Annotated in this window: 22 protein-coding genes; 20 read left to right on the forward strand and 2 right to left on the reverse strand. The window is 29.5% G+C overall.

Annotated features, from left to right (window positions below; genetic code table 11):
- The 18 genes from B3630_RS13320 to B3630_RS13405 form a co-directional block, all read left to right on the forward strand.
- A partial coding sequence (locus tag B3630_RS13320; protein WP_346898940.1) for a hypothetical protein occupies window positions 1-890 on the forward strand: 890 nt, incomplete at its 5' end.
- Window positions 891-929: 39 nt separating this feature from the next.
- Window positions 930-1,589 (forward strand): hypothetical protein, encoded by a 660-nt coding sequence (locus B3630_RS13325; RefSeq protein ID WP_346898942.1) that lies wholly within the window; start codon window positions 930-932, stop codon window positions 1,587-1,589.
- Between the two features lie 138 nt (window positions 1,590-1,727).
- The gene (locus tag B3630_RS13330; protein ID WP_346898944.1) at window positions 1,728-2,291 is read left to right on the forward strand and encodes a hypothetical protein; all 564 of its coding nucleotides are present in this window, start codon (window positions 1,728-1,730) and stop codon (window positions 2,289-2,291) included.
- 19 nt (window positions 2,292-2,310) lie between these two features.
- A complete protein-coding gene (locus tag B3630_RS13335; protein WP_346898946.1) occupies window positions 2,311-3,639 on the forward strand; it encodes a tetratricopeptide repeat protein in 1,329 nt (442 codons plus the stop codon).
- A 14-nt stretch (window positions 3,640-3,653) separates the two neighbouring features.
- Complete coding sequence (locus B3630_RS13340; protein ID WP_346898948.1) at window positions 3,654-3,947, forward strand: WXG100 family type VII secretion target; 294 nt, start codon at window positions 3,654-3,656, stop codon at window positions 3,945-3,947.
- A 67-nt stretch (window positions 3,948-4,014) separates the two neighbouring features.
- Entirely contained in the window at window positions 4,015-4,308 is a 294-nt protein-coding gene (locus B3630_RS13345; protein WP_346898950.1) for a WXG100 family type VII secretion target, read from the forward strand.
- Window positions 4,309-4,377: 69 nt separating this feature from the next.
- On the forward strand, window positions 4,378-5,148 hold the full coding sequence (locus B3630_RS13350; protein ID WP_346871191.1) for a PP2C family protein-serine/threonine phosphatase: 771 nt from the start codon (window positions 4,378-4,380) through the stop codon (window positions 5,146-5,148).
- Between the two features lie 12 nt (window positions 5,149-5,160).
- Window positions 5,161-6,561 (forward strand): serine/threonine-protein kinase, encoded by a 1,401-nt coding sequence (locus B3630_RS13355; protein WP_346898952.1) that lies wholly within the window; start codon window positions 5,161-5,163, stop codon window positions 6,559-6,561.
- Between the two features lie 30 nt (window positions 6,562-6,591).
- The gene (locus tag B3630_RS13360; protein WP_346898954.1) at window positions 6,592-7,305 is read left to right on the forward strand and encodes a phosphatase; all 714 of its coding nucleotides are present in this window, start codon (window positions 6,592-6,594) and stop codon (window positions 7,303-7,305) included.
- A 111-nt stretch (window positions 7,306-7,416) separates the two neighbouring features.
- A complete protein-coding gene (locus B3630_RS13365) occupies window positions 7,417-8,856 on the forward strand; it encodes an FAD-dependent oxidoreductase (RefSeq protein WP_346898956.1) in 1,440 nt (479 codons plus the stop codon).
- On the forward strand, window positions 8,849-9,736 hold the full coding sequence (locus tag B3630_RS13370) for a tocopherol cyclase family protein (protein WP_346898958.1): 888 nt from the start codon (window positions 8,849-8,851) through the stop codon (window positions 9,734-9,736). Before B3630_RS13365 ends, B3630_RS13370 begins: the two co-directional genes overlap by 8 nt.
- Before the next feature lie 170 nt (window positions 9,737-9,906).
- The gene (locus B3630_RS13375) at window positions 9,907-10,692 is read left to right on the forward strand and encodes an EFR1 family ferrodoxin (RefSeq protein ID WP_346898960.1); all 786 of its coding nucleotides are present in this window, start codon (window positions 9,907-9,909) and stop codon (window positions 10,690-10,692) included.
- Window positions 10,693-10,829: 137 nt separating this feature from the next.
- Window positions 10,830-12,164: a hypothetical protein gene (locus B3630_RS13380; RefSeq protein WP_346898962.1), complete on the forward strand. Its 1,335-nt coding sequence runs from the start codon at window positions 10,830-10,832 to the stop codon at window positions 12,162-12,164.
- A 227-nt stretch (window positions 12,165-12,391) separates the two neighbouring features.
- Entirely contained in the window at window positions 12,392-13,594 is a 1,203-nt protein-coding gene (gene gltS, locus B3630_RS13385) for a sodium/glutamate symporter (protein WP_346899104.1), read from the forward strand.
- Between the two features lie 475 nt (window positions 13,595-14,069).
- Complete coding sequence (locus B3630_RS13390) at window positions 14,070-15,512, forward strand: aminoacyl-histidine dipeptidase (protein ID WP_346898964.1); 1,443 nt, start codon at window positions 14,070-14,072, stop codon at window positions 15,510-15,512.
- A 217-nt stretch (window positions 15,513-15,729) separates the two neighbouring features.
- Entirely contained in the window at window positions 15,730-17,661 is a 1,932-nt protein-coding gene (locus tag B3630_RS13395) for an OPT family oligopeptide transporter (RefSeq protein ID WP_346898966.1), read from the forward strand.
- A 180-nt stretch (window positions 17,662-17,841) separates the two neighbouring features.
- On the forward strand, window positions 17,842-18,237 hold the full coding sequence (locus B3630_RS13400) for a PqqD family peptide modification chaperone (protein ID WP_346898968.1): 396 nt from the start codon (window positions 17,842-17,844) through the stop codon (window positions 18,235-18,237).
- A gap of 192 nt (window positions 18,238-18,429) precedes the next feature.
- Window positions 18,430-19,290, forward strand: coding sequence for an undecaprenyl-diphosphate phosphatase (locus tag B3630_RS13405; protein ID WP_346898970.1), 861 nt, complete (start codon window positions 18,430-18,432; stop codon window positions 19,288-19,290).
- A 70-nt stretch (window positions 19,291-19,360) separates the two neighbouring features.
- On the opposite strand, the gene B3630_RS13410 is transcribed toward B3630_RS13405, so the two are convergent.
- Both B3630_RS13410 and B3630_RS13415 read right to left on the reverse strand, forming a co-directional pair.
- On the reverse strand, window positions 19,361-20,158 hold the full coding sequence (locus B3630_RS13410) for a TPM domain-containing protein (protein WP_346898972.1): 798 nt from the start codon (window positions 20,156-20,158) through the stop codon (window positions 19,361-19,363).
- 2 nt (window positions 20,159-20,160) lie between these two features.
- Window positions 20,161-20,730: a LemA family protein gene (locus B3630_RS13415; RefSeq protein WP_346898974.1), complete on the reverse strand. Its 570-nt coding sequence runs from the start codon at window positions 20,728-20,730 to the stop codon at window positions 20,161-20,163.
- Window positions 20,731-21,391: 661 nt separating this feature from the next.
- Here B3630_RS13415 and B3630_RS13420 point away from each other — a divergent pair.
- Together B3630_RS13420 and B3630_RS13425 are read left to right on the forward strand one after the other, a co-directional pair.
- Window positions 21,392-22,897, forward strand: coding sequence for a carboxypeptidase M32 (locus tag B3630_RS13420; RefSeq protein WP_346898976.1), 1,506 nt, complete (start codon window positions 21,392-21,394; stop codon window positions 22,895-22,897).
- Between the two features lie 576 nt (window positions 22,898-23,473).
- Complete coding sequence (locus B3630_RS13425) at window positions 23,474-23,794, forward strand: rhodanese-like domain-containing protein (RefSeq protein WP_346898978.1); 321 nt, start codon at window positions 23,474-23,476, stop codon at window positions 23,792-23,794.
- Window positions 23,795-23,843 lie beyond the last annotated feature (49 nt).

Genomic DNA, 23,843 nt, shown 5'->3' on the forward strand with positions numbered 1-23,843 from the left:
TAACTAATATATGTACTAGTGTAACTGCAATTAAATATAGCAACAGCGATCCAGCTATGGCAGCAAGGTATGGAAGAATGAACACAAGGGCAGATTATCTTAGAAAAAACAATTTTGATTCAAAGGAAAAAAATAGAAAAAGTCTAGGGATAGCAAACCTTTATGATAGAACTCAGCTTTTCACAGAGATAGTAGGAATTACTAGCATTGCCAATACTTTCTTTAAAAATTCTAAGAGTATAAGCTCAATAAAGAATTTATTTTCAGGACCAGAAGGACTTAGAACTAAATTTTTAGAAAGAAATGGAAGTGTATATAAATCTACACCAAAGAGTTTTTTAAATGGACTAAAAAGTATAAAAAATGATAAAACATTTTGGAGTAATCTAGGTAAAAATTTCAAAGGTGATTCATATAATGATAAATTTACATTTATAAAAAACATTAGAGATAAAAAAACTAATTTTAGTTTTGCAAAGAACACTATTATCAGTAGGATTAAAGGGAATAGTGTAGAAAAAGTTATAAGTAGAGGAATTATTAAGGACTTTGGAAATAAATTAGTAAAGGAAGATTTAAGTGGTTTAATTAAAAATATATTTAAACCAAGTGAAAATATCCAAAAGTTTGATGGAAGCTTTAGACGAATTGGAATTAATTATACGATGCCTAAGCCTATGACAGAGGGGATAAGAAAAATAAACTATATAAATGATATAGTTAAATTTAACGGAGTAAAAGTTATTAATGGTCTTAATATATCCAATTTAAAAAGAATTAAGCAGCTGCCAGAAAAAATTAAAAATTATAATAAAAGCATGGAATATTGGAATAAATATACACCTCAAAAGCATAAGGCTACCAAATTAACATTAAATTATGAAATATAATATATCTGATAAATAGTTCAAATATTGAGGGGAATTTAAATGACAAAAGAATATAAAGTAAATTACTCAGAAAAAAAAAGGATTAAAAGAAAACAAATAAGAAAACATCCAAAGTGGGATAAAAGAAAATGGGTAAGATATGGACTAGTAGTTATTTTAATTTTGTTGTTAATAATTATTCCCGCTCGTGGTTGGTTTATGACAGAACAAGTTTATGATGGGAAAAGTATAGATGAGGTTGGGATCAAAACTTTATTAATGGGAAGTGAGATGTCATTTTCATCAATTGCTTTCTTCATAGGGATGCCAGTTTTTCTATATTTTAGATCATTAAAAAATACTTGTGCAGATAGTATTAATTATTATTTAAATGAAACATTAATACTTAGCGATGATGGGTTAGAATATGGATTTGTACCTAATAATTCATCAACAAATCAATATACACTAGACAGAATTAAGTATAGGGATATTAAAAGGCTGGTAGTGAATACTTACCATGAGCGGTTGGAGATATATGGGGATATGAAGCTTACAGTATATTCAAACTATGAAGAGAATCAGATTCTATATATTGAAAATCATAAAGACGATAAAAGAAGATTTTACCTTTATTATGAAAACAGTGAGGATTTCATAAGAATTTTAGAAGAAAATACTGGAATTAAAGTACAAGTTATAAATAAGCAGGAAGAGTAAAATATAAAAACATATAATTATTAGGGACAAGGTAGATAATTATTTATAGTATAGTAGATTGGAAATTTGATTAAATAAGTATTTAAGATGATAGGATATATTATTTTGAAATAAAGAAAGGATAATTAAGGTATATTTATGGAAGAAACAGTTGAAAAAGTGTATAACTTTAGAAGTAAAATATATGTTACTTTTAAAAAAGGAAAGCTAAAAAGATTTTTCTTAAAATTTGGGATAGTAGCTACTATTATATTATCTATTAGTATGCTTATAGAGGGGAAGTCTTTGTTGAGGGCAGGTGGGCAAAGTGCACTTTTTTTAGGGGCACTTATACCAGCTTTACATACCTCGAAGGGGAAATTTAAGCTTTTACCTGGTAAAATTAAAGTTTATGAAGATAAACTTATAATATTGTATGAGAGTATTGATAGAGAAGATGAAAAAGGGGGAAGAGAAGAAAAGTACATCATACCATATAGTGATATACAACTAATTGAGATAGATAGAAATAAAGAGTGCTTATCTATAATAAGTCATCCATTGGTTGAGATAACTTATAGTGATAATAAAAAAGAAGAATACAATTTTAAAGAGTTAAACAAACAATATACTAATGATATATATATGACAGAAGTAGTTACACACAAGTTTATTAATGAAGTTAAAAATTTTTCAGATATACAGATTAATGAAGTAAGATAGGAAGCATTTGGAGGTAATTATGAGAGAAGATGAATTAAGAGATGATGTTGAGTATTCAATTGCTTATGAATATAATCAACAAGGACAAGCATTATTAGGAGTAGAGAAATATGATGAAGCAATAGAGTATTTCAAGAAAGCTGAGAAAGAAGACCCTATGTTAATTGATACATATTTTAACTTAGGAAATGCCTTTGCTATTATGGAAAATTACGATGAGGCAGAGGAATATTTTAAGAAAACTTTACTAATAGATAAGACAAATCCTTTATCATATTTTAACTTAGGTAATATTAGCTTTATGCAAAATGATATTTCTAAAGGCATAGAATATTATAACAAAGCTGCATCTTATGGATATGAAGATGGAGAGATGTATCATAACTTAGGACTTGTATATGAAGAGATGGGAAATTATACACTAGCTATAAGAAATTATACAAAAGCTATTGCTAAAGATCCTCTTAGACCTGATTTTAGACTAAGAAAAGCAGCTATATATATTGCTACAAATAGTTATGAAGAAGCTTTAGAAACTTTAGAAGAGCTAAATGAATTATTCCCAGATATTTTTGAAGGATATCATTTAAGGTTTGAAATATATTGTGTTCAAGAGAAATATGATGAGGCTGAAAAGATTATTAATCATGCAAAGGAGCTATTTCCAGAGGATGTTTCAATCTTATATGATAAAGTAAGGTTATTTAATATTAAAGGCGAGTATGATAAAGCTTTACAAATGATTGATGATGCACAGGAAATGGAAGATTATGAATATGAAAAGAGAAATTTAGTATTTGAAAAAGCAAAAATTTACGCTCAAAAGGAAGATGTACAAGCTACTATTCAATTATTAGAGAGCATGAAGGAACTAGAAGCTGGAGAATACGACTATGAGGCTAGATATTTTCTTATGAATGCTTATTTAAGTTCAGGAAACTATGAAAAGGTATTAGAAAATGCAGAGGTATTAGCTAGCCATGGTCAAGAGTCTCAATATGGTAGAACTGGAATTTATTATAAACCATTTAGTCTAAAAATGCTAAATAGATTAGATGAAGCAGAAAAATTTTATAAAGAAGCTAAAAGAATACTAAGATTAATAACAATTAAAGAGCCAGGAAATATAGAAGCATATTTATTTAGGGTATTATGCTATAAAGATACAGGAGATTTTAAAAAAGCAATTGAATTAATAGATTATGTATTAAATTTAGATGATAATGCAGAGGCATATCTAATAAGAAGTACTATTTATAAAGAACAAGGTGAAATGGTAAAGGCAAAAGAGGATTACGAAAAGGCTAAAAAGATAAGACCACTTCTTGATGTTGGAGAAATAATTTAAGGAGATGAAATTTTATGGCTGATTTTGAGGTAGATATAGAAGCATTTAAAAATGCAATCGAAAAGTACAAACAAGCAATTACTAGTATGAATAACACAAAGAAGAAGTTAAGTTCTTCAGTAACCATATTAAAAAATGGTGGGTGGAAATCAGATGCTGGGAATAAGTTCTTTGAACTTTATGAAAAAGATTGGGGAGGAACAATTGAACAATATACTAAAGTTATTGGATTTTTGTGTGACTTATTAAAGGAAGCGGAAACTCAATATGGGACAGTTGTAGATGAAAGTAAAAAATTAAAATTTTAACGCTATAACCTCAAGCAAATAGCTTGGGTTAAAATAAATATTTTTAAATACTTAGGAGGTATTAATTATGGCACAAATTAGAATTACACCAGAAGAATTAAGAGAGGGATCAAGTTTCTTGTTAAACAAGATGAACTCAATAATTGGTGAGGTAAATGCAATTAAATCTAAAGTAGATGCAGTTTCAAATGAATGGGAAGGAGCAGCACAAGGAGCTTTTGTTAATGCATTTAATGAAATGTTACCAATGTTAACAAAACAATTCCCAGAAATAATACAAGGAATAGCTGACCAATTACAAGGTGCTGCTGATACATTAGAACAAACAGATAGTGAAATAGCAACAGCTTTCGGAAGGTAAAAAAGAAAGAAAAGAACATTTCAATTGAAAAGAAATGTTCTTTTCAATTTTAAATAAGAGGTTGATAATATGAGATTTTTAGTAGGATATTGTACTGATAATGGTATAAAAAAAGATATTAATGAAGATTCGTTACTTATAAAAACTGCAACTAGCCCCTTTGGTAGAATTGGTTTATTTATAGTTTGTGATGGTATGGGTGGATTTGAAAAGGGTGAACTTGCAAGTGCTACTATAATTAGAGACATGAATAGATGGTTTAATGAGGAATTACCACATATAAATTTTAATAAAGTGTATGCAGAGGATATTTATAACCTTATTAATGAAAAAATATTAAAATTAAATGAGAAGATATTAGCTTATGGATTAAGAATGAATGAAAGATTAGGAACTACATTAACTATGTTTCTAACTATAAATAATAAATATTATATTTTTCAAATTGGAGATAGTAGAGTTTATAAAATTGAAGATAGCATTGAACAGTTAACTATGGATCAAACACTAGTCCAAAGAGAGATTGAGCGAGGAAATATAACAAAAGAAGAAGGTAGACGCCATCCAAATAGAAATATTTTACTACAATGTGTGGGTGCTAAAAAGGAAATTAATGTTGACATGGTCATAGGTGAAATAAAGGAAAATCAAATATATGTAATATGTTCAGATGGGTTTTATGGAAAACTCAGAGAGAGAGAAATTTATGATGCTTTAAAAGTAGAGAATATAAATACTAAAGATGATTTAAACAATAGGGCTAAGGAGCTAGTAGAAATAGCTAAATCAAGAAAAGAGGCAGATAATATTACAACAATAATCATAAAGGCTTTAGAATAGGAGGTGTTAAAAATGATAAATAAGGGAACTATTGTGGATCATAGATATGAGATACTTAGAGAGATTGATAGGGGAGGCATGAGTATAATATATCTTGCTCATGATAATAGATTAAGAAAACAGGTTGTACTTAAAGATATTAGAAAGGAAAATAAAATAAATAATGAAATACTATTGAAATGTTTAAAAGCAGAAGCGGACTTACTAATATCTTTTGATCATCCTAATTTGCCTAAAATATATGATATCATAGAGGGAAATGGACATATATATGTTGTTATGGATTATATTGAAGGTGAATCCCTGAAAAAGAAATTTGATCGTGAGGGAAAATGTTCAGTAGAAGAGGTAGTTAATTGGGGAAAGCAATTAGCTGATATATTGGAATATCTTCACACTAGAAAACCATATCCAATCATATATAGTGACATGAAACCACATAACATCATGTTAACACCAGAAGGAAAGATAAAATTAATAGATTTTGGAATATCCGTGACATCAGAAACAAAAAAAAATGCACCTAACTTTGGTACAGAAGCTTATGCTGCTCCAGAGCAATTAAGTAATAGACAGACGGATAGGAGAACTGATATATATAGTTTAGGAGTTACACTGTATCAATTAGTTACTGGGTTAAATTTTAAAGAAAATACTAAATTAAGATCTATACGACAAATGGACACTTCTCTTCCAGAGGGATTAGAATATATTATAGAGAAATGTTTAAAGGAAAATCCAGAAGAAAGATATCAAACTTGTAATGAATTACTATATGATTTAGAAAATGTTGATAAATTGACTAAAGGATATAAAAGAAAGCTTATAGGAAAGATATCTTTATTCTCACTTAGTTTAGTAATGTTTATTATATCGTTAATTGTAACTTTAATATTTTTTGAGAATATTAAAACAATTAAAGGTGGAGGAATATTATTTTCTTTAGGTATTTTATGTACAATAGCAGTATTTAGTGTTATTATAATAATATTTTTGAAATATAAAATTGGAAAGATACTCTATGATATAACAGGTTTAGGATTAAAAAAATCTATAAAAAATAGAGATAAAAATAATTTAAATAGAATAAACTTAGAAAATCAGAGCAGTGAAGGAAGAAGAGAAATTCAAATAAAAATAAGAAAAGATATGACTGATTTTTTGGAGGTTGGGGAAATCGTGCTACTTGATTCTAATAAGGATGAATGCAATTTGGATGAGAAAGTGGATTTTCTAGATAGTGAAGAAACAACTCTTCTTGATGATGAAGAAACAACCTTATTTTATAATGACGATACTGGTATTTTTGATGAGTATAAAAGTGTTTCAATAGAGGATATTAATAGTGGATTTTCAAGTACTTTTATTAATGAATTGGACATTTGTATAACTCATATTGAGGCTGAAATTTAGCAGAAAGAAGTAAAGTAATGGAGGGATATAATGAAGGCTTTAATGGATTTACATACCCATACTATTTCTAGTGGGCATGCTTATAGTACTTTAAAGGAAAATATTGAGGAAGCTAGAGATAAGGGGCTAAAGGTCCTTGGAGTTTCAGATCATGCTATATCTATGCCAGGTACAGCTCATGAATATTATTTTAATAATTTAAAGGTGATTAAGGATGAAATTATGGGAGTTAGAATTCTAAAAGGAATAGAGGCTAACATAATGGATTATGAAGGTAGAATAGATGTACAAGAGGAGCTGGCACTAGAACTTGACTATGTCATAGCTAGTATGCATCCACCTTGTGTAGCACCAGGAACCATTGAAGAAAATACTAATGCTTTAATAAAGGTTATGGATAATCCTTATGTTAAAATCATAGGTCATCCTGATGATAGTAGATTTCCTTTGGATTATGAAAAAGTAGTATTAGCGGCTAAAGAAAAAAATATGGTTTTTGAAATGAATAATACATCCATATCTCCAAAGAGTTTTAGAAGAAATGCTAGAGAAAATCAAATAACTCTTCTAAACTTATGTAAAAAACATGGAGTTAAAATAATCATGGGCAGTGATGCTCATATTTACTATGATATAGGAGAATTTTCATCTTGCTATCAGTTACTTAAGGAGATAGATTTCCCAGAAGAACTTGTATTAAATTTTAATATGGATTCTTTGGAATATGTATTAGGAAGAAGATAATATAAGGTGGTATATCAACAAAGTGTTATATTTGTGTGGATATAGCACCTTTATTGATAATTAATTGTGTATAAAATCACTAAAATGGAATACTATTTATGAGGTGATTTTATGAAATCTGTATGGAGTGAAAGCTGTAACTTTAAAAACAGGGAATCTTTAAATGGAAATATAGAGGCAGATGTAGTAGTTATAGGAGCCGGTATAACAGGAATATTAACTGCCTATATGCTAAAGAAAAAAGGAATAGATGTAGTTATAATTGAGGCTGACGAGATTTGTAGTGGAAATACAAAAAATACCACTGCCAAGATAACTTCTCAGCACTCCTTAATTTATGATAAGTTAATCAAAGAATTTGGAGAAGATAAGGCAAGACAATATGCAAGTGCCAATGAGTTAGCTATAAAAAAATATAAAGAGATAATAGAGAATGAGAGAATTAAGTGTGACTATGAGGAGAAGGATGCTTATTTATATACGTTGGATAATATTGAATCTTTGGAAAAAGAATTAGATGCAGCAACTAAGTTAGGAATAAAAGCTAAACTATTAAAAAATATAGAGCTTCCTTTTCAGATTAAGGCAGCTTTGAAATTTTATAATCAAGGTCAATTTAATCCGCTTAAGTTTTTAGAAGCTATTACTGAGGACTTAACCATTTACGAAAATACTAAAGCTTTAGAAATTAAAGATGAGCTAGTTGTTACAAATAAAGGGATGGTTGCTGCTAAGGTAATAGTAGTGGCTACTCACTATCCAATTATGAATACACCTGGGTATTATTTCATTAGAATGCATCAAGAAAGATCCTATGTTATAGCTTTAGAGAATGCTCAAGATGTCAATGGAATGTACATTGGTATTGATAAATGGGGATACTCTTTTAGAAACTATAAGAATTTATTATTGCTTGGTGGAGGTTCGCATAGAACTGGCAAAAATGAAACTGGTAGTAAGTATGAAGAATTAAGACAGGTAGCAAAGGAGTTATATCCTAATGCTAAGGAGAAATATCATTGGTCTGCTCAAGATTGTATTCCTATAGATGAAATACCTTACATAGGTCAATATTCCACTGAAACACCTAATGTATATGTGGCAACGGGTTATAAAAAATGGGGAATGACATCTTCTATGGTGGCAGCTATGATTTTATCTGATATGATATCTGGAAATAAAAATGATTTTGCAGATATATTTTCTCCTACAAGATTTGATATGTCAGCATCAAGTAAAAATCTAGCACAGGATGTTATAGAAACTACAAAGAATTTTATAGCACAAAAAATTCACATTCCAAGTGAACATGTAGATAAGGTAGAAACTGGTCATGGTGGAATTGTAGAATATAATGGAGATAAAGTTGGGGTATATAAAGATAATAATGGTAATATATTTACTGTAACTACAAAATGTCCTCATTTAGGCTGTGAACTTCAATGGAATCCTGACGAGTTATCATGGGATTGTCCATGTCATGGTTCTAGATTTGATTACAAGGGTAATTGGATAGAAAGTCCAGCTATTAGGGGATTATCTCATGAATAAAATTAAATGTTATACAAGGAAAAAGAATTTTTTTGAGGGTTGGTATTTTAAACATCAAAAGGGTGAGGATACTATATCCTTTATACCTGGCATAAATATAGATAGTAAAGGAAATAGGTCAGCCTTTATACAAGTGATAACTAATAAGAATTCCTACAATATAAATTATAGTTTTTCTAAATTTATAGTTTATGAAGATAAGTTAAAAATAAAAATTGGAGATAGTATTTTTTCATCTAAAGGCATTGAAGTCAACATTAAAGATGAGGGTTTAACTATAGAGGGGAAAATAGAATATGACTTATTGACTCCTGTAAAATATGATATAATGGGGCCTTTTAGTTTTATACCTTTCATGGAATGTAGCCATGGTATAATTAGTTTATATCATAAATTAAGGGGAACTTTAATTATTAATGGTGAAGAGATGGATTTTCAAGGCGGAGTTGGATACATTGAAACAGATAGAGGTAACTCTTTTCCTAAAACTTACTTATGGACCCAGTGTAATGATTTTAAAAATGAAAAAATATCTATAATGGGGGCTATAGCAGATATTCCTTTTATGGGGTTAAATTTTAAAGGATGTATATGTGTTGTATATTATAAAGGAAGAGAATATAGATTATCTACCTATAATGGAGTTAGGATTCTTAAATATAATTGTAAGTCATTAATGTTAAAAAGAGGCAAGTATGAATTGCAGATAAAAGTTAATGATGGAAATTCACAAAAGCTATTAGCACCCATAAGTGGGAATATGAATAGAACTATCCATGAAAATGCAGCTTGCTCAGCTAACTTTAAGTTTTATATAGAGGATAAGTTAGTCTTTGATATAGAAAGTGACAACTGTAGTTTTGAATATGTGGATAAATAAGATTTTAAATAGTTCTATATCTGATAAAAATTGAATTATAAACTTATATTAAACTAGCATTTAAAATATTAAGATGCTAGTTTAATATTTTAAAAAAGACTATTTCATAAATATATATCTATATGGTATATTAAAACAATAGCAAAAAAATCTATAGGGGGAATTGTGCCATGGTATTTTATTTTTCAGGAACAGGAAATTCTTTATATGTAGCAAAAAATTTATCTGGTAATCAAGGGGAAGAATTAATTTCAATATCTAAAGAGATGAAACAAGAAAAAGAATTTTATGAGTATGACTTGAAGTCAAGAGAAAAGATTATTTTTGTTTACCCAATCTATGCTTGGGCGCCGCCAGCACCAGTAGTTAAATTCATTAGTAAATTAAAGCTAAATAACTATAAGAATAATTATTTAACAGCAGTGGTAACCTGTGGTGAGAATATAGGAAATAACATGAATATAATAGGTAAAAAGTTAGGTGCTAAGGGGTTAAAATTAAATAGTGGATTTTCAATTGTTATGCCTAGTAATTATATTATCTTTGGAAGAGTAGATGAAGATGATATTGTGAATAGCAAGATGTCTAAGTCTTTAGAGACCCTTGGGGAAGTAAATAATCTTATAAGTGATAATGTTAGGGATGTATTTAAGGTTGAAACAGGACCCATGCCTAAGATTATGACAGCTATAGCTAATCCTATATTTAATAAGTTGGCTATAAATGCTAAAAAGTTTCATGTTACAGATGATTGTATAGGATGTAAACTTTGTGAACAGGTATGTAATACTAAATGCATTAAGGTTGATAAAGTTCCTAAATGGGGAGACAACTGCTGTCAATGTTTAGCATGTATAAGTTATTGTCCTAAGGAAGCCATCCAATATGGGAAATATACAATTAATAAAAAGAAATATAGAAATTCTAAAATTGATGTAGGTGAAATGAAAATATAACTTGATAAGAATTCCATATAGCTTAGTTAAATTTTTAAAGGCTCTCTTTATCATTACAACTTTACATTTTAATATATGTATATATTTCTATAATAGAAATAACAATAAGAGTACCAAATTTAAAGGAGAGTTTATCTATGAAAAACTTATTTAAAGGTATTTTTGTATTACTTATTTTCAATTATATATTATGTGATGTAGCTTTTGCTAAAGAGAGAAGTTATAATTTAGCTGATAGAAAACAAAATAATAAAATAGAGGTTGCAGTAGTTGTAAAAGACGAAGGTATTTGGGCAGTGAATATTAATAAGCCTTCAGAAAAAATAATAATTAATAGTGGGAATTATAGAGAGCCAATTATAAGCGAAAATGGATATGTAGCCTATCGGGATACTAAGGATAACCTGTATATAGCAAAAATAGATTTTCATAAAAAAGTAGACAACAATATTAATGTAGATGATAATGTTACTGCCTATCAATGGAACAAGGATGGAAATTTAATTTATTCCAAGTCTACAGGAGGAGCATATATATTTGGAGTTAAAGATAAAACTAAAGAAGCATTGACTGGAGGAAAAGAGTTCTATACGCAAATTTTATTAGGAAAAGATAACTCTTTATTTGCAGTAAAGAATATTATAAAAAAAAGTAATTCAGATAATTATCCTTTTCCTCTAGGTATAGTTAAGTTAGATTTAGCATCTAAAAAAGAAAAAGTAGTGGTACCATATATACCTATAAATTCCCAAAATCATGATTTAGGGTTGAATCCAAAGATGGCTACCATTTCTATTAATGGAGTTAATTTAATTGTATGGTGTAGACCTAATTCTGCATCTATGACAGCAGATGGAGTGCCAATAGGAGTTTATAATGATGAAAGTAACAAATGTAGAAAGATACTTAATCAAGAGATTATAGTTTTAACTTACGAGGATATGATGTCTGTATCACCTATAAATGATAATTTAGTGGCTATTATAAATGGTGCATATAGGTTTATGAACGTAGATAAAACTTTAGGAATATTAAATTTAGAAGATGATAGCTTTAAAAAAATCACTAAGGATGGAGAAGTAGCTATGACTCCAAACTATTCTAGTGATGGTAGTAAGATAATATATTCTGCTTCAGCTTATAGTGAAAATCTTCAGCAATGGGAAAGTTCTAACAATCAACATATATATGAAGTAAACTTAGAAAACAATGAAATTACTAAATTGACTAATTCATCTATGGGATGGGATTTTTATCCTAATTATATTAATGATGACAGTGAATTTGTATTTATAAGAAAAGATAAAGAAAATAAATTTTATTTAGTTAAAGGGAATAGAGAGGGGAAGGAACAAGTTATAATTGATAACATTCTAAATACCGATGATAGTGCATCTATAAATGAGTATTTTTGGTATTATGGACATTACGATATGAAAAAGGTTTTTAATAATATGGAAATAACTCAATGATTTAAAAAATGGATGTTTATCCGATGACTACCAGCTCTAATACTGCCATCTTTTTTAAAGTGGCAATTAAGAGCTGCTACGTCCCTGGATAACGATTTCCCCTAAAGGACAACGAATTCTAAGTATCAAATAAATTGATACTAGAAATTCTGTTAGTAAGCTTCGAAGAAGCTAAGAACTCTGCTTATGCACTAAGATACACATATGATGAGAGGAAAGATGAATTTATGGAATTGACATTAGACATATTTCAAACAATGGCATTAGCTTCTATAGTTTTTTATTTTGGAAAATATTTAAAAGAAAAAATATCCATATTAGAAAAGTATTGTATACCAGCACCAGTTATAGGAGGGCTTATTTTTGCAATACTCATGCTTATATTTAGACTGACAGGACTTATATCAATTAATTTAGATACAACTCTACAAAATATTTTTATGACTGCGTTTTTCACTAGTGTTGGATTTACGGCTAGTATTAGAATATTAAAAAAAGGTGGTATAAAAGTAGTAACATTCTTAATTTTATCAGTACTTTTAGTAATTCTACAAAATACAGTTGGAGTTGCTTTAGCAACCTTGTTTAATTTAGAACCCTTATTAGGAATTTGTACAGGCTCTATTCCTATGATAGGAGGACATGGTACAGCGGGGTCATTTGGACCTATTTTAGAAGAGATGGGAATTGCAGGCGCTACAACTGTATCTTTTGCTTCTGCGACTTTTGGTCTCGTTATGGGAAGTATAATTGGAGGATTGGTTGCTAGAACATTAATTATACGCCATAAGCTTAATACTCCTATGAAGGAGGATGATGATAATGCCTGTATGCCACTAGGAGATTTTAATGAAGACAATCAAGATATACTATGTCATAAAAGATTAATGTCAGGAGCATCTTGGATTTTTATAGCAATGGGAATAGGATCTATAATATCTAATTTTATTCAAGGAATTGGGTTGACTTTTCCATCTTATATTGGGGCCATGCTTGTAGCTGCAATTATAAGAAATATTTGTGATGCCACAAATATTGAGTTAGTAGAAAAAGAAATTGAAAATCTTGGAGGTATTAGCTTATCTTTCTTTTTATCTATGGCTCTTATGGGATTAAAGTTATGGGAACTTCTAGATTTAGCAGTTCCTATGGTTGTTATGCTAATAGCACAAACGATTCTTATAGGTGTATTCGCTTATTTCATAACCTTTAGAATTATGGGTAGAGATTATGAAGCTGCGGTTTTTGCATCTGCAAACTGTGGATTTGGAATGGGAGCTACCCCTAATGCTGTAGCTAATATGGATGCGCTCTCAAATAAGTTTGGATTTGCACCCACCCCATATTTTGTAGTACCAATTGTAGGATGCTTATTCATAGATTTCGTGAATTCCGCAATTATTACACTATTTATAAATATAATTCATTAAAGCCATTAATTTAAGCAATTATAGAACAACGACACATTAAAATATTAGAATATAAAAGAAAAAGCAATATACTATTAAAATGTAAATAGTATATTGCTTTTCTTAGGTTAAAATGTATGAAATTAATTTATAAAAGATATAATAATTATGAGATTAGAAAAAGTTGTTATAAAAAGAGAGTATAAAATCTTTCTATTAACATAGGTATTATATAGAATTATTTTTTAAGAAATAATAAATAATTCTATTTTTATAAATACTTTTTTTAATTATATAAAATATAAAAGTTTTTTATGAATTATTAAATGGTTATAGGTAATATTTCAAAAAATAATTATTTTATATATGTTGACTTTATAAATTTATAAGTATAAAATTAATATAAAATTGTAAGTCGAAAAATATAATAAAATGTTGAAATATATATAAAGTACATATTAACTATAAAATAAATACAAAAAATGGAGGGATTTTTATGTCTATATTAAAAGGGTTAAATCCAGAAAAGGTTCTAGGCTATTTTGAAGAATTAACTAAAATACCTCATGGTTCAGGCAATGAAAAGGTTATCAGCGATTATTTGGCTAACTTTGGTAAAGAAAGAGGATTTGTAGTAATACAAGATGATGAGTTAAACGTAATCATTAAAAAACCAGCAACTCAAGGATATGAAAATGCACCAGTAGTAACAATCCAAGGTCATATGGACATGGTTTGTGAAAAGAATAAGGATAAGGTACATGATTTTGAAATGGATCCATTAGAGCTTAGAATCGATGGAGACTATCTTTATGCCAATGGAACAACGCTAGGAGCAGATAATGGAATAGCAGTAGCTTATGGATTAGCTATTTTAGATTCAAAAGAGTTAAAACACCCTGCTATAGAATTATTTGTTACAACTGGTGAAGAAACAGGTATGTATGGAGCAATAGCAGTAGATCCTAAAAAGCTTGATGGAAAAATATTATTGAATATTGATTCAGAAGAAGAAGGAATATTCCTTGTAAGTTGTGCTGGTGGAGTTACTAACTATGTAAATATAAATAATCAATGGGAAGATGCTTCTAATGAGGCTTTGAAACTAGAAGTTAAAGGATTAAAAGGCGGACACTCTGGTATGGAAATAATAAAACAAAGAGGAAACGCTAATAAACTTATGGGAAGATTATTAAATGACGTATCAAAAGAGGTAGATTTTAATATTTCTCATATAAGTGGAGGAGCTAAAAACAATGCAATTCCACGTGAAGCAGAAGCTACAATTACAGTAGCTACTAAAGATGTAGAAAAAGTTAGAGAAATAGCTAATAACTCATTAGAAATTTTTAAAACTGAATTAAGAATACAAGATCCAGATGTAACTGTAATAGTTGATAAGGCTGAAGTTGATAGACAATTAACTAAAGAAGTAACTGAAAAAATTGTTTCTTATTTGATAGTTGCTCCAAATGGAATTCAAACTATGAGTGAAGACATTAAAGGGTTAGTAGAAAGTAGCCTTAACTTAGGTGTAATAGAATTTAGTGAAGAAAAAGTTACATTTATTTCTGCTGTGAGAAGCTCTGTAAAAACATTAAAAAATGCTATCACAGATAGGATAGATGTCGTAGCAAAATTAATTGGTGCCGAGGTTGTTAATGATTCAGATTATCCAGAATGGCAATATGAACCAAACTCACCAATAAGAGATTTATGTATAGAAACTTATAAAAATGTTACTGGTGAAGAACCCAAAATAGATGCTATCCACGCAGGACTTGAGTGTGGACTTTTAAAAGAAAAAATGCCAGATGTGGATATGATAAGTTTTGGACCAAACTTATTTGATGTACACACTCCAAATGAACATATGAGTATATCATCTGTTGAAAGAGTATGGAACTTTATAATAGCACTATTAGAAAATATTAAATAAATATCTAAGGTAAATTTTACTTTAGATATTTAATATAAAAATAAACAATTTGATTTAGGCATCCTGAAGAGTACTAGTTAATGTGTTTATATTTTTATCAATAGTATTAATTAAAGATAAAGATATAGCTTGTAGATAAATTAAACTTTTAAACATAGTAATTAGTGGCTTTTTTAGGGTGCCTTGTTAAAGAGTTACAAAGGAGGAGAAAAAGTTTATGAACCAAGAGAAAAGAAAATTATCTCAAAGTGCTTATGGTGGATGCAAAGGTGAAGAATATGTTCCTTTTATTCCAACATCAATGGCAATGCCAGAAACAACAGGTTATTCAATTATTTTAGGTATTATTTTAGCATGTGTTTTTGCAGCGGCTAACACATATCTTGGTCTGAAAGTTGGTATGACAATATCAGCTGGTATTCCTGGTGCTATTATTGCAACTGGAGTATTAAAAGGAATGTTTAGAAGAAATAACATTCTAGAAGCTAACATGGTAGCATCTCTGGCTGCTATGGGAGAATCTATTGCCGGGGGAATTATATTTATTTTACCTGCATTAATTTTATGGGGATTAAAATTAAGTATTTTAACTGTTGTTATTGTTACAATAATTGGTGGAGTTATGGGCGTATTTTTCATTACACCACTTAGAAGATACTTAATCGTGGAAGAACACGGAAATTTAGTTTATCCAGAAGGTATGGCTGCAGCTGAAGTTCTTGTAACGGGCAGTGAAGGTGGACAAGGTTTCAAAACAGTTATGACTGGTCTTGGAGTAGGAGCTGGATATAAACTTTTCTCAGGTGGATTTGCACTTTGGGGAGAGCAAGCTACTTATGTTATTAAAAGTTATCAAGGTACAATGATGGGATTTGACACTTTAGCATCACTTCTTGGTGTTGGATTTATAGTTGGTACTAGAGCATCATTACTTATGTTTGGTGGTTCTGTTATAGCTTGGTTTGCACTTATACCATTAATTAAATTCTTAGGAGTTGGACTAGCGGAACCTTTATTCCCAGCTACTAAAGTTATAGCTGAAATGAGTGCTAACGAAATCTGGGCTAACTATATTAAATATATAGGTGCTGGAGCTGTTGCAATGGGAGGATTTATTTCTCTTGCTAAGTCTATTCCTACTATTATCACAAGTTTTAAACAAGCTATGGGTGGAATAGGTGCAGGTAAAAATGACAAAGTAAGTAGAATTGATTTAGAAGCGCCTCTTACTTGGGTTATTCTAGCAGCTGCTTTTGGATTCGCATTAACTTGGTTATTACCAATGGTTAACGGTGGATTTGTAGGTGGAATCATGGCAGTTTTATTCAGCTTCTTCTTTGCCGTTGTTTCAGCTAGAATGGTTGGTATAATTGGAGCATCAAACAACCCAGTTTCAGGTATGACTATAGCTACAATGTTATTTGTAACTACTGTAATTAAATTAACTGGTGGAGTAAGTCAAGAGTATATGACTAAAGCTGTATTAATAGGAGGAGTTGTTTGTGTTGCTATAGCAGTAGCTGGTGGAGCAGCACAAAGTTTAAAAACTACATTTATTATAGGTGGTACTCCTAAAAAAGTTCAATTAGGAATGTTTATTGCACTTTCAGTAGCAGGGGTTTTTGCAGCACTTGTAATTAATATGCTAGACATTGCTTATGGAATAGGTTCTGCAGCTGTAGCAGCACCTCAAGCTACACTTATGAAAATGATAGTTGAAGGTATTATGACAGCTCAATTACCATGGACACTAATAATAATTGGTGCTTCAATTGCATTATTCTGTGAATTAGCTGGAATAGCAGTATTACCAGTTGCTCTTGGTATATATCTTCCAATAACTTTAAATGCTGCTATCTTAGTTGGTGGAGTAATCAGAGAAATCGTTGAAAGAAAGTTCGCTAAGGATCAAGATAGAAGAGGAGAGGTTGTTGAAAAAGGAACTCTTCTTGCTTCAGGATTAGTTGCTGGAGATGCATTAATGGGTATAGTAGTAGCTGGTCTAGCAGCAGCTCAAGTACCTATAGCATTTGGTAAGAATTTCTTACCAGGAATAACTCAAAGCAATCTATTTGCTTGTGTAATGTTCTTATTACTAGGATTATGGATTTACATGTTCTCTTGTAAAAAAGACAAAGCTGTTAAATAGTTGTAACTATTAAATAGTAGATTATATGATAATTTAAAATCGCTTTGCCACAGGTAAAGTCTATCTGTGGACAAGCGATTTTAATATTATAATAACTTAAAGTACATAATAAAGTATAATAATTTGAATTAAAGAATATCTTACATTTAATAGTTATAAATAAGTTAGGAGGAATTTTGCATGAAGAATAAGAAAACACAAGAAGAAATACAAAAACAAGCTCAAGATACAAAGCATAATTTTGCCCTTTATGTACCTGAAATTAAACAAGAAAATTGGGAAGAAAAAGATGGTAAAGTTATTATACATATAAAAGTTACTGATCCAGTTAAAAAATTTCTAGCCTGGATGGTTAAAAGAACTCCTGAAACTAAATTAGAACTAGATGAGAGATGTTCTACAGTATGGAAGTATATAGATGGAAATAGAACCGTTTATGATATTGCAAAACTTATGGCAGAAACTTATAAAGAAAATGTAGATGGAGAACTATATAGATTAGTAACTTATTTAAAATACATATCTAAAAGAGGATGGATAAAGTTTAAAGAATATGATAAAGAAGTTGAAATTTAATATACATAACATTTAATTAACATAAAGTTTAAAATTACAAGACCTATGTAAATACAAGGGTTATAGGTATTAGAGAGGATAACCTTACATCATTGAAAGATATATGTAAGGTTATCCTCTTGTTCTATTTATACATGTAAGGTAAACTATATGTATGTCAAAATTGGTACAAGTAGCAAGGAGTGAAAATTAGTGGGTTTAGATTTCATAGTTATATTAAAAGCAATAATTATTGCAATAGTAGAAGGATTAACAGAGTTTATTCCAGTTTCATCTACGGGACATATGATATTAGTTGGTAATGCTATTAACTTCCGTGGTGAGTTTGCTGATATGTTTCAGGTAGTTATTCAACTAGGGGCTATACTTGCAGTAGTAGTATTATATTGGAATAAGATTAAGGATAGTGTAATAGAATTTTTTAAATGCATATTCACATTGGGTAAGAAGGGTCAAACTGGATTTAAATTTGGAATTAATGTATTGATTGGATGTATTCCAATGGGCATAGTAGGAGTTATTTTTTATAAGCAAATTAAAAGCTTATTCAATCTTCAATCAGTAATTGTTGGATTATTAGTAGGAGGATTCTTATTGCTTATAGTGGAAAACTTCTTTAGAAAGAGAAAAAACAAAGCTGTTAAAAATATAGATGATATAACACCTATGCAAGCATTAAAGGTAGGGATATTCCAAGTTCTTGCTGTATGGCCAGGAATGTCAAGAAGTGCATCTACCATAATGGGAGGTTGGGTTGCTGGGCTCTCAACTCCAGTAGCAGCAGAATTCTCATTTTTCTTAGCAGTACCTGCAATGGTAGGATCATCAGCTAAAGATTTATTTGAATTTAACTATTCTATTATGACTCCAACCTTATGGGCTGCATTAATAATTGGGTTTATTGTTGCTTTTGTTGTATCAATAATAGTTATGGACAAATTCGTTACTTTCTTAAAGAAAAAGCCTATGAGAGTATTTGCTATATACAGAGTAGCAGTAGGAGTACTACTTGCTGTGCTAGTATTTACAAAGGTTATTACCTTAGTAACTTAAATTAAATGATAATTTTAATAAAAAAGAGAGCAAATTCATTTTTCAATGAATTTGTTCTCTTTTTTTATAACTACCAACTACCAGATGATCCACCGCCACCAGAAGAACCGCCACCGAAGCCGCCAAAGCCACCGCCACCGGAAGAACCACCGCCGCCGAAGCCACCGCCACCTCTAGGACCTCTTCCACCTCTACTAGTCCAAAATAACATTCGTAGTAATCTACCCCTATTGAAGATGGAATCTATAAATACAAAGATGATGATAGCTATAAATATAAATATGTTAAAACCACCATTATCCTCATAATCTTCTTCACTAGGCATTGTTACATTCAAAGACTTATCTAAGGTGACACCATATTCTTCACTAGCATAATCACATAAAACACTATAACTATTTAGAATTCCTTCACTATAATTTCCATCTTTAAAACTTGGTTTTGCAATGGAAGTCATAACTCTACTTGAAAGTGCATCAGGTATAGCACCTTCAAGACCTCGTCCTACCTCTACTCTCCATTGCCTATCATCTATGGCTACAAGAATTAAAAGACCATTGTCTTTGCCTTTTTCACCTATTCCCCAGGTTCTAAAGAGACTATTGCTATAATCTTCAATTGGAGTATTATTTAGTGTATTTATTACAACAACAACAGCTTGAGCACCTGTTTTATCTTCAAGTTCTTTACCTAAGGAGATAATTTTATTAGTATCTTCACTATCTACAATGCCAACATAGTCATTTAAATATTTATATTTAGTTGGACTAGGGTAAGTATCTTCTGCCAATGCACTAAAAGAAGAGAGAAGTAGTATAACAACAAGTAAAGAAAGACAGTGCTTTAAAAATTTAATTGTACTCTTCATCTTTATTTAGAAAAGTCTACAGAAGGGACTTCTGCAGCACCTGCACTTGCTTTATAAAATGGTTTCTCGTCAAATCCAAATAATGAAGCTACTATATTGGCAGGAAATCTTAAGATTTTAGTATTATACTGTGTTACTACAGTGTTATAATCTTGTCTAGCAATGGCAATTCTATTTTCTGTTCCTTCTAATTGCACTGATAAATCTAAGAAATTTTGATTAGATTTTAAATCAGGATAATTTTCAACCACTACTAACAATCTAGAAAGAGCGTTAGATAGTTCAGTATCTGCAGCTGCTTGATCAGAGATATTTGTAGCTCCTGCAAGTTTAGCTCTAGCATCAGCTATTTCCGTAAATATTTCCTTTTCTTGAGTTGCATATCCTTTTACTGTATTAACTAGGTTAGGGATTAAATCTGATCTTCTTTGAAGCTGAGTATCAATATTTGATTCCGCTGCGCTAACTCCTTGTTTAAGAGTTACAAGATTATTGTAATTTCCAGCTAAAAATACAGCAATAATAATCACAATAATTATTATAGGAAGGAAAACCTTCATACCTTTTTTCATAATTTATTCTCCTTTCAATGTTTAATTTAGTATATGTTTTAATTTCACATATTATATATGAATTAATCTTATTCTTAACAAGATTAATTAGAAACGTAAAGTAATGAGTTATAAATTAAAACTATTGCTTTACATTATATTCATTATAATCAAGAAAATTTACAAAATCAATGTAAATAAGAAAATCCTGCGATTTGCACAGAATTTTCTTATTTTCATATTAACCTCTATCTTCACTTACAATCAGGGGGGATTATTTATGAAGTGTTTGACATTTTACTTAATACTAAGGGTTTCCACTTTAAATATTGCTTAAAAGTAATATTTAAAGTGGATTACTTATTTCAGGGGTTAATTTATTTACTTTAAATATTAGGAAATTAATTATCTCTTATATAATCTTGGGGAATTACTTACGAAATATTTATTATCTCCTGTTGATATTTATAATAAGGGTAAATTGTGACATCTGTGTGACAAAATTATTATTAGATTATAAATAATTTTAGAAGGAAATTAATGAGATTAAACTTTGTTTATAAGTTGAATAAGTGATATTAGTAAATATAAATTTAATAAATATCTATGGAATTATATTGAAATTAAAGATATAATTAGTACAAAGAAATATATGTAGTACAAGGTATAAGGAGTGAGGATAATGGAGATTATTAAAGAAAAATTAAGTGAAGTAAGGGAGCATATTAAGAATGTAACTTACTTAATTCATGCGCAGAGCTTAATACATTGGGATATGCAAACAGGAATACCCTCAAAAGCTATAGATGGAAGAATTGAGGTAGTGGGGTATCTATATTCAGAATGCATAAAACTTATGACTTCTCCAAGAATAGGGGAATGGATAGAGTACTTCTCAGATAAAATGGACAAGTTATCTTTTAAGGATAAAAAGATTATAGAAAACTTAAAAAGAAACTATGATGAGCTTATAAAGATACCACCTGAAAAAAATAAAGAGTATCAAATGTTATGTTCAACATCAGAAGCATTTTGGAAACAAGCTAAGGCAAACAATGATTATGAAGGCTTTAAGCCATATCTAGCAAAGATAATAGAGTTTAATAAGGAATTTGCTGGATATATAGGATATGAAGGAAATATATATAATAAGTGCTTAGATGATTATGAAAGAGGATTGACTGTAGATAGGGTAGATAAAGTATTTAAAGAGCTTAGAAATGGTATAGTGGAGCTTTTAGAGAAGATTAAAGCCTCTAAGGTAAGTATAGACGAGTCCTTCTTTAAAAAGCAATTTCCTACCAAAGATCAAGATGAATTTGGTAAATTTGTTTTAGAAAAATTAGGATATGATTTTGAAGCAGGAAGATTAGATACTACTGTTCACCCATTTACAACTAACTTTGGAAATAAAGATGTTAGAATAACGACTAATTATGATGAACATGATTTTAGAAGTGCTTTCTTTAGCAATATTCATGAAGGTGGACATGGTATTTATGAGCAAAACTCATCAGATGATTTAGAATATACAGGTGTTTCAGGTGGAACTTCTATGGGGGTACATGAATCACAATCTAGATACTATGAAAATATTCTAGGAAGAAGTAAGGAATTTTGGGCTTATTTTTATCCAGAGGCTCAAAAGAGATTCCCTCAATTTGAAGGAGTTAATTTAGAAGATTTTTATAAAGCGATAAATAAAGTAGAGCCTTCTTTAATTAGAACAGAAGCAGATGAATTAACTTATAGTATTCATATTATAATTAGATATGAATTGGAAAGAGCTTTTATGAATAATGAAATTACAGTAGAGGAGTTACCAGCTGCTTGGAATGAAAAATACAAGGATTATTTAGGTGTAGAGCCTAAAAATGATTCAGAAGGAATTCTTCAAGATACTCATTGGGGTGCAGGGTTAATTGGATATTTCCCAAGTTATGCTCTTGGTAATGTATATGGAGCTCAATTTTTAAATAAAATGAGACAAGATATACCTACCTATGACGAAGAAGTTAAGAATGGTAATTTCACAGTAATAAAAGATTGGTTAAGAGAAAACATACATCAATTTGGTTCTCTTTATACTCCATCAGAGCTTATTGTAAAAGTAACAGGAGAAGAATTAAATCCTAAATATTTCTTAGAGTACTTAAATAAAAAATACGGAGAAATATACGAAATATAAGTGACACTCCAAATTTTATATTTGGTCAGTGGAACTTACTCATTCGAAGGCATGTGAGAAGGAGTTTCTTCGAGAGTGAAGCGAAAGGTTGCTTTAGCAACATCACTCCAAATTTTATATTTGGTCAGTGGAACTTACTCATTCGAATGAATATGAGAAGGAGTTTCTTCGAGAGTGAAGCGAAAGGTTGCTTTAGCAACATCACTCCAAATTTTATATTTGGTCAGTGGAATTTACTCATTCGAAGGCATGTGAGAAGGAGTTTCTTTTAATGAAATGGCTATTAACTTATGCAAGAAGATTGGATTTAAAGAGATAGGAAGAAGAAGAAACTCTATTATATAAAATTAGGCTGTTAAAAATAAGGGCTATAAACTTTCAGTTTTATAGTTCTTATTTTTTTATTACATTTTATATGAAAATTAGTTAAATCTAAAATTAGTGATTGAGAAATCCATGTGACCATTAATAATAAACAATAAGTGATTAACTCACATAAATATAATATTAAAAATAGTAAAATATATTTATGATAAAAATTATATTTTATATTACTATATATAGGGAGGTATTATAATGTTTAACTTTTTAAAAAGAGATAATGGGAAAGTAATAAATATTAATAATATAGATAGTTTGTTAGGTAAGATTAATTTAATTGATATTAGAGAAATATATGAATATAGAAATGGAAGTTTAAAAACAGCTAGAAATATTCCAATGGGAAATCTTTTAAACAATCCAGATAGATATCTTAAAAAAGAAAATGAATATTATCTCATGTGTGAAACAGGTTCGAGAAGTTCACTTGCTTGTAGGAGATTGAATAAAGAAGGTTTTAATGTGATTAATGTTAGAGGTGGTATTGGAGCATATAGAGGGACAAAAGGAAAATAACTCTAATTAATGTATAGATTATTTTAATTTGTAGTTGATATAATTACTT

Source organism: Clostridium sp. UBA7503, from assembly GCF_002477055.1.
In the GTDB taxonomy this organism is placed as follows: domain Bacteria; phylum Bacillota; class Clostridia; order Clostridiales; family Clostridiaceae; genus Clostridium_J; species Clostridium_J sulfidigenes.

What these genes read in the sequence shown, in the direction of transcription:
- B3630_RS13325 (WP_346898942.1), top strand. Translation starts at nt 930, where the DNA reads ATGACAAAAGAATATAAAGTAAATTACTCAGAAAAAAAAAGGATTAAA.
- B3630_RS13330 (WP_346898944.1), top strand. Translation starts at nt 1,728, where the DNA reads ATGGAAGAAACAGTTGAAAAAGTGTATAACTTTAGAAGTAAAATATAT.
- B3630_RS13335 (WP_346898946.1), top strand. Translation starts at nt 2,311, where the DNA reads ATGAGAGAAGATGAATTAAGAGATGATGTTGAGTATTCAATTGCTTAT.
- B3630_RS13340 (WP_346898948.1), top strand. Translation starts at nt 3,654, where the DNA reads ATGGCTGATTTTGAGGTAGATATAGAAGCATTTAAAAATGCAATCGAA.
- B3630_RS13345 (WP_346898950.1), top strand. Translation starts at nt 4,015, where the DNA reads ATGGCACAAATTAGAATTACACCAGAAGAATTAAGAGAGGGATCAAGT.
- B3630_RS13350 (WP_346871191.1), top strand. Translation starts at nt 4,378, where the DNA reads ATGAGATTTTTAGTAGGATATTGTACTGATAATGGTATAAAAAAAGAT.
- B3630_RS13355 (WP_346898952.1), top strand. Translation starts at nt 5,161, where the DNA reads ATGATAAATAAGGGAACTATTGTGGATCATAGATATGAGATACTTAGA.
- B3630_RS13360 (WP_346898954.1), top strand. Translation starts at nt 6,592, where the DNA reads ATGAAGGCTTTAATGGATTTACATACCCATACTATTTCTAGTGGGCAT.
- B3630_RS13365 (WP_346898956.1), top strand. Translation starts at nt 7,417, where the DNA reads ATGAAATCTGTATGGAGTGAAAGCTGTAACTTTAAAAACAGGGAATCT.
- B3630_RS13370 (WP_346898958.1), top strand. Translation starts at nt 8,849, where the DNA reads ATGAATAAAATTAAATGTTATACAAGGAAAAAGAATTTTTTTGAGGGT.
- B3630_RS13375 (WP_346898960.1), top strand. Translation starts at nt 9,907, where the DNA reads ATGGTATTTTATTTTTCAGGAACAGGAAATTCTTTATATGTAGCAAAA.
- B3630_RS13380 (WP_346898962.1), top strand. Translation starts at nt 10,830, where the DNA reads ATGAAAAACTTATTTAAAGGTATTTTTGTATTACTTATTTTCAATTAT.
- gltS (WP_346899104.1), top strand. Translation starts at nt 12,392, where the DNA reads ATGGAATTGACATTAGACATATTTCAAACAATGGCATTAGCTTCTATA.
- B3630_RS13390 (WP_346898964.1), top strand. Translation starts at nt 14,070, where the DNA reads ATGTCTATATTAAAAGGGTTAAATCCAGAAAAGGTTCTAGGCTATTTT.
- B3630_RS13395 (WP_346898966.1), top strand. Translation starts at nt 15,730, where the DNA reads ATGAACCAAGAGAAAAGAAAATTATCTCAAAGTGCTTATGGTGGATGC.
- B3630_RS13400 (WP_346898968.1), top strand. Translation starts at nt 17,842, where the DNA reads ATGAAGAATAAGAAAACACAAGAAGAAATACAAAAACAAGCTCAAGAT.
- B3630_RS13410 (WP_346898972.1), bottom strand. Translation starts at nt 20,158, where the DNA reads ATGAAGAGTACAATTAAATTTTTAAAGCACTGTCTTTCTTTACTTGTT.
- B3630_RS13415 (WP_346898974.1), bottom strand. Translation starts at nt 20,730, where the DNA reads ATGAAAAAAGGTATGAAGGTTTTCCTTCCTATAATAATTATTGTGATT.
- B3630_RS13420 (WP_346898976.1), top strand. Translation starts at nt 21,392, where the DNA reads ATGGAGATTATTAAAGAAAAATTAAGTGAAGTAAGGGAGCATATTAAG.
- B3630_RS13425 (WP_346898978.1), top strand. Translation starts at nt 23,474, where the DNA reads ATGTTTAACTTTTTAAAAAGAGATAATGGGAAAGTAATAAATATTAAT.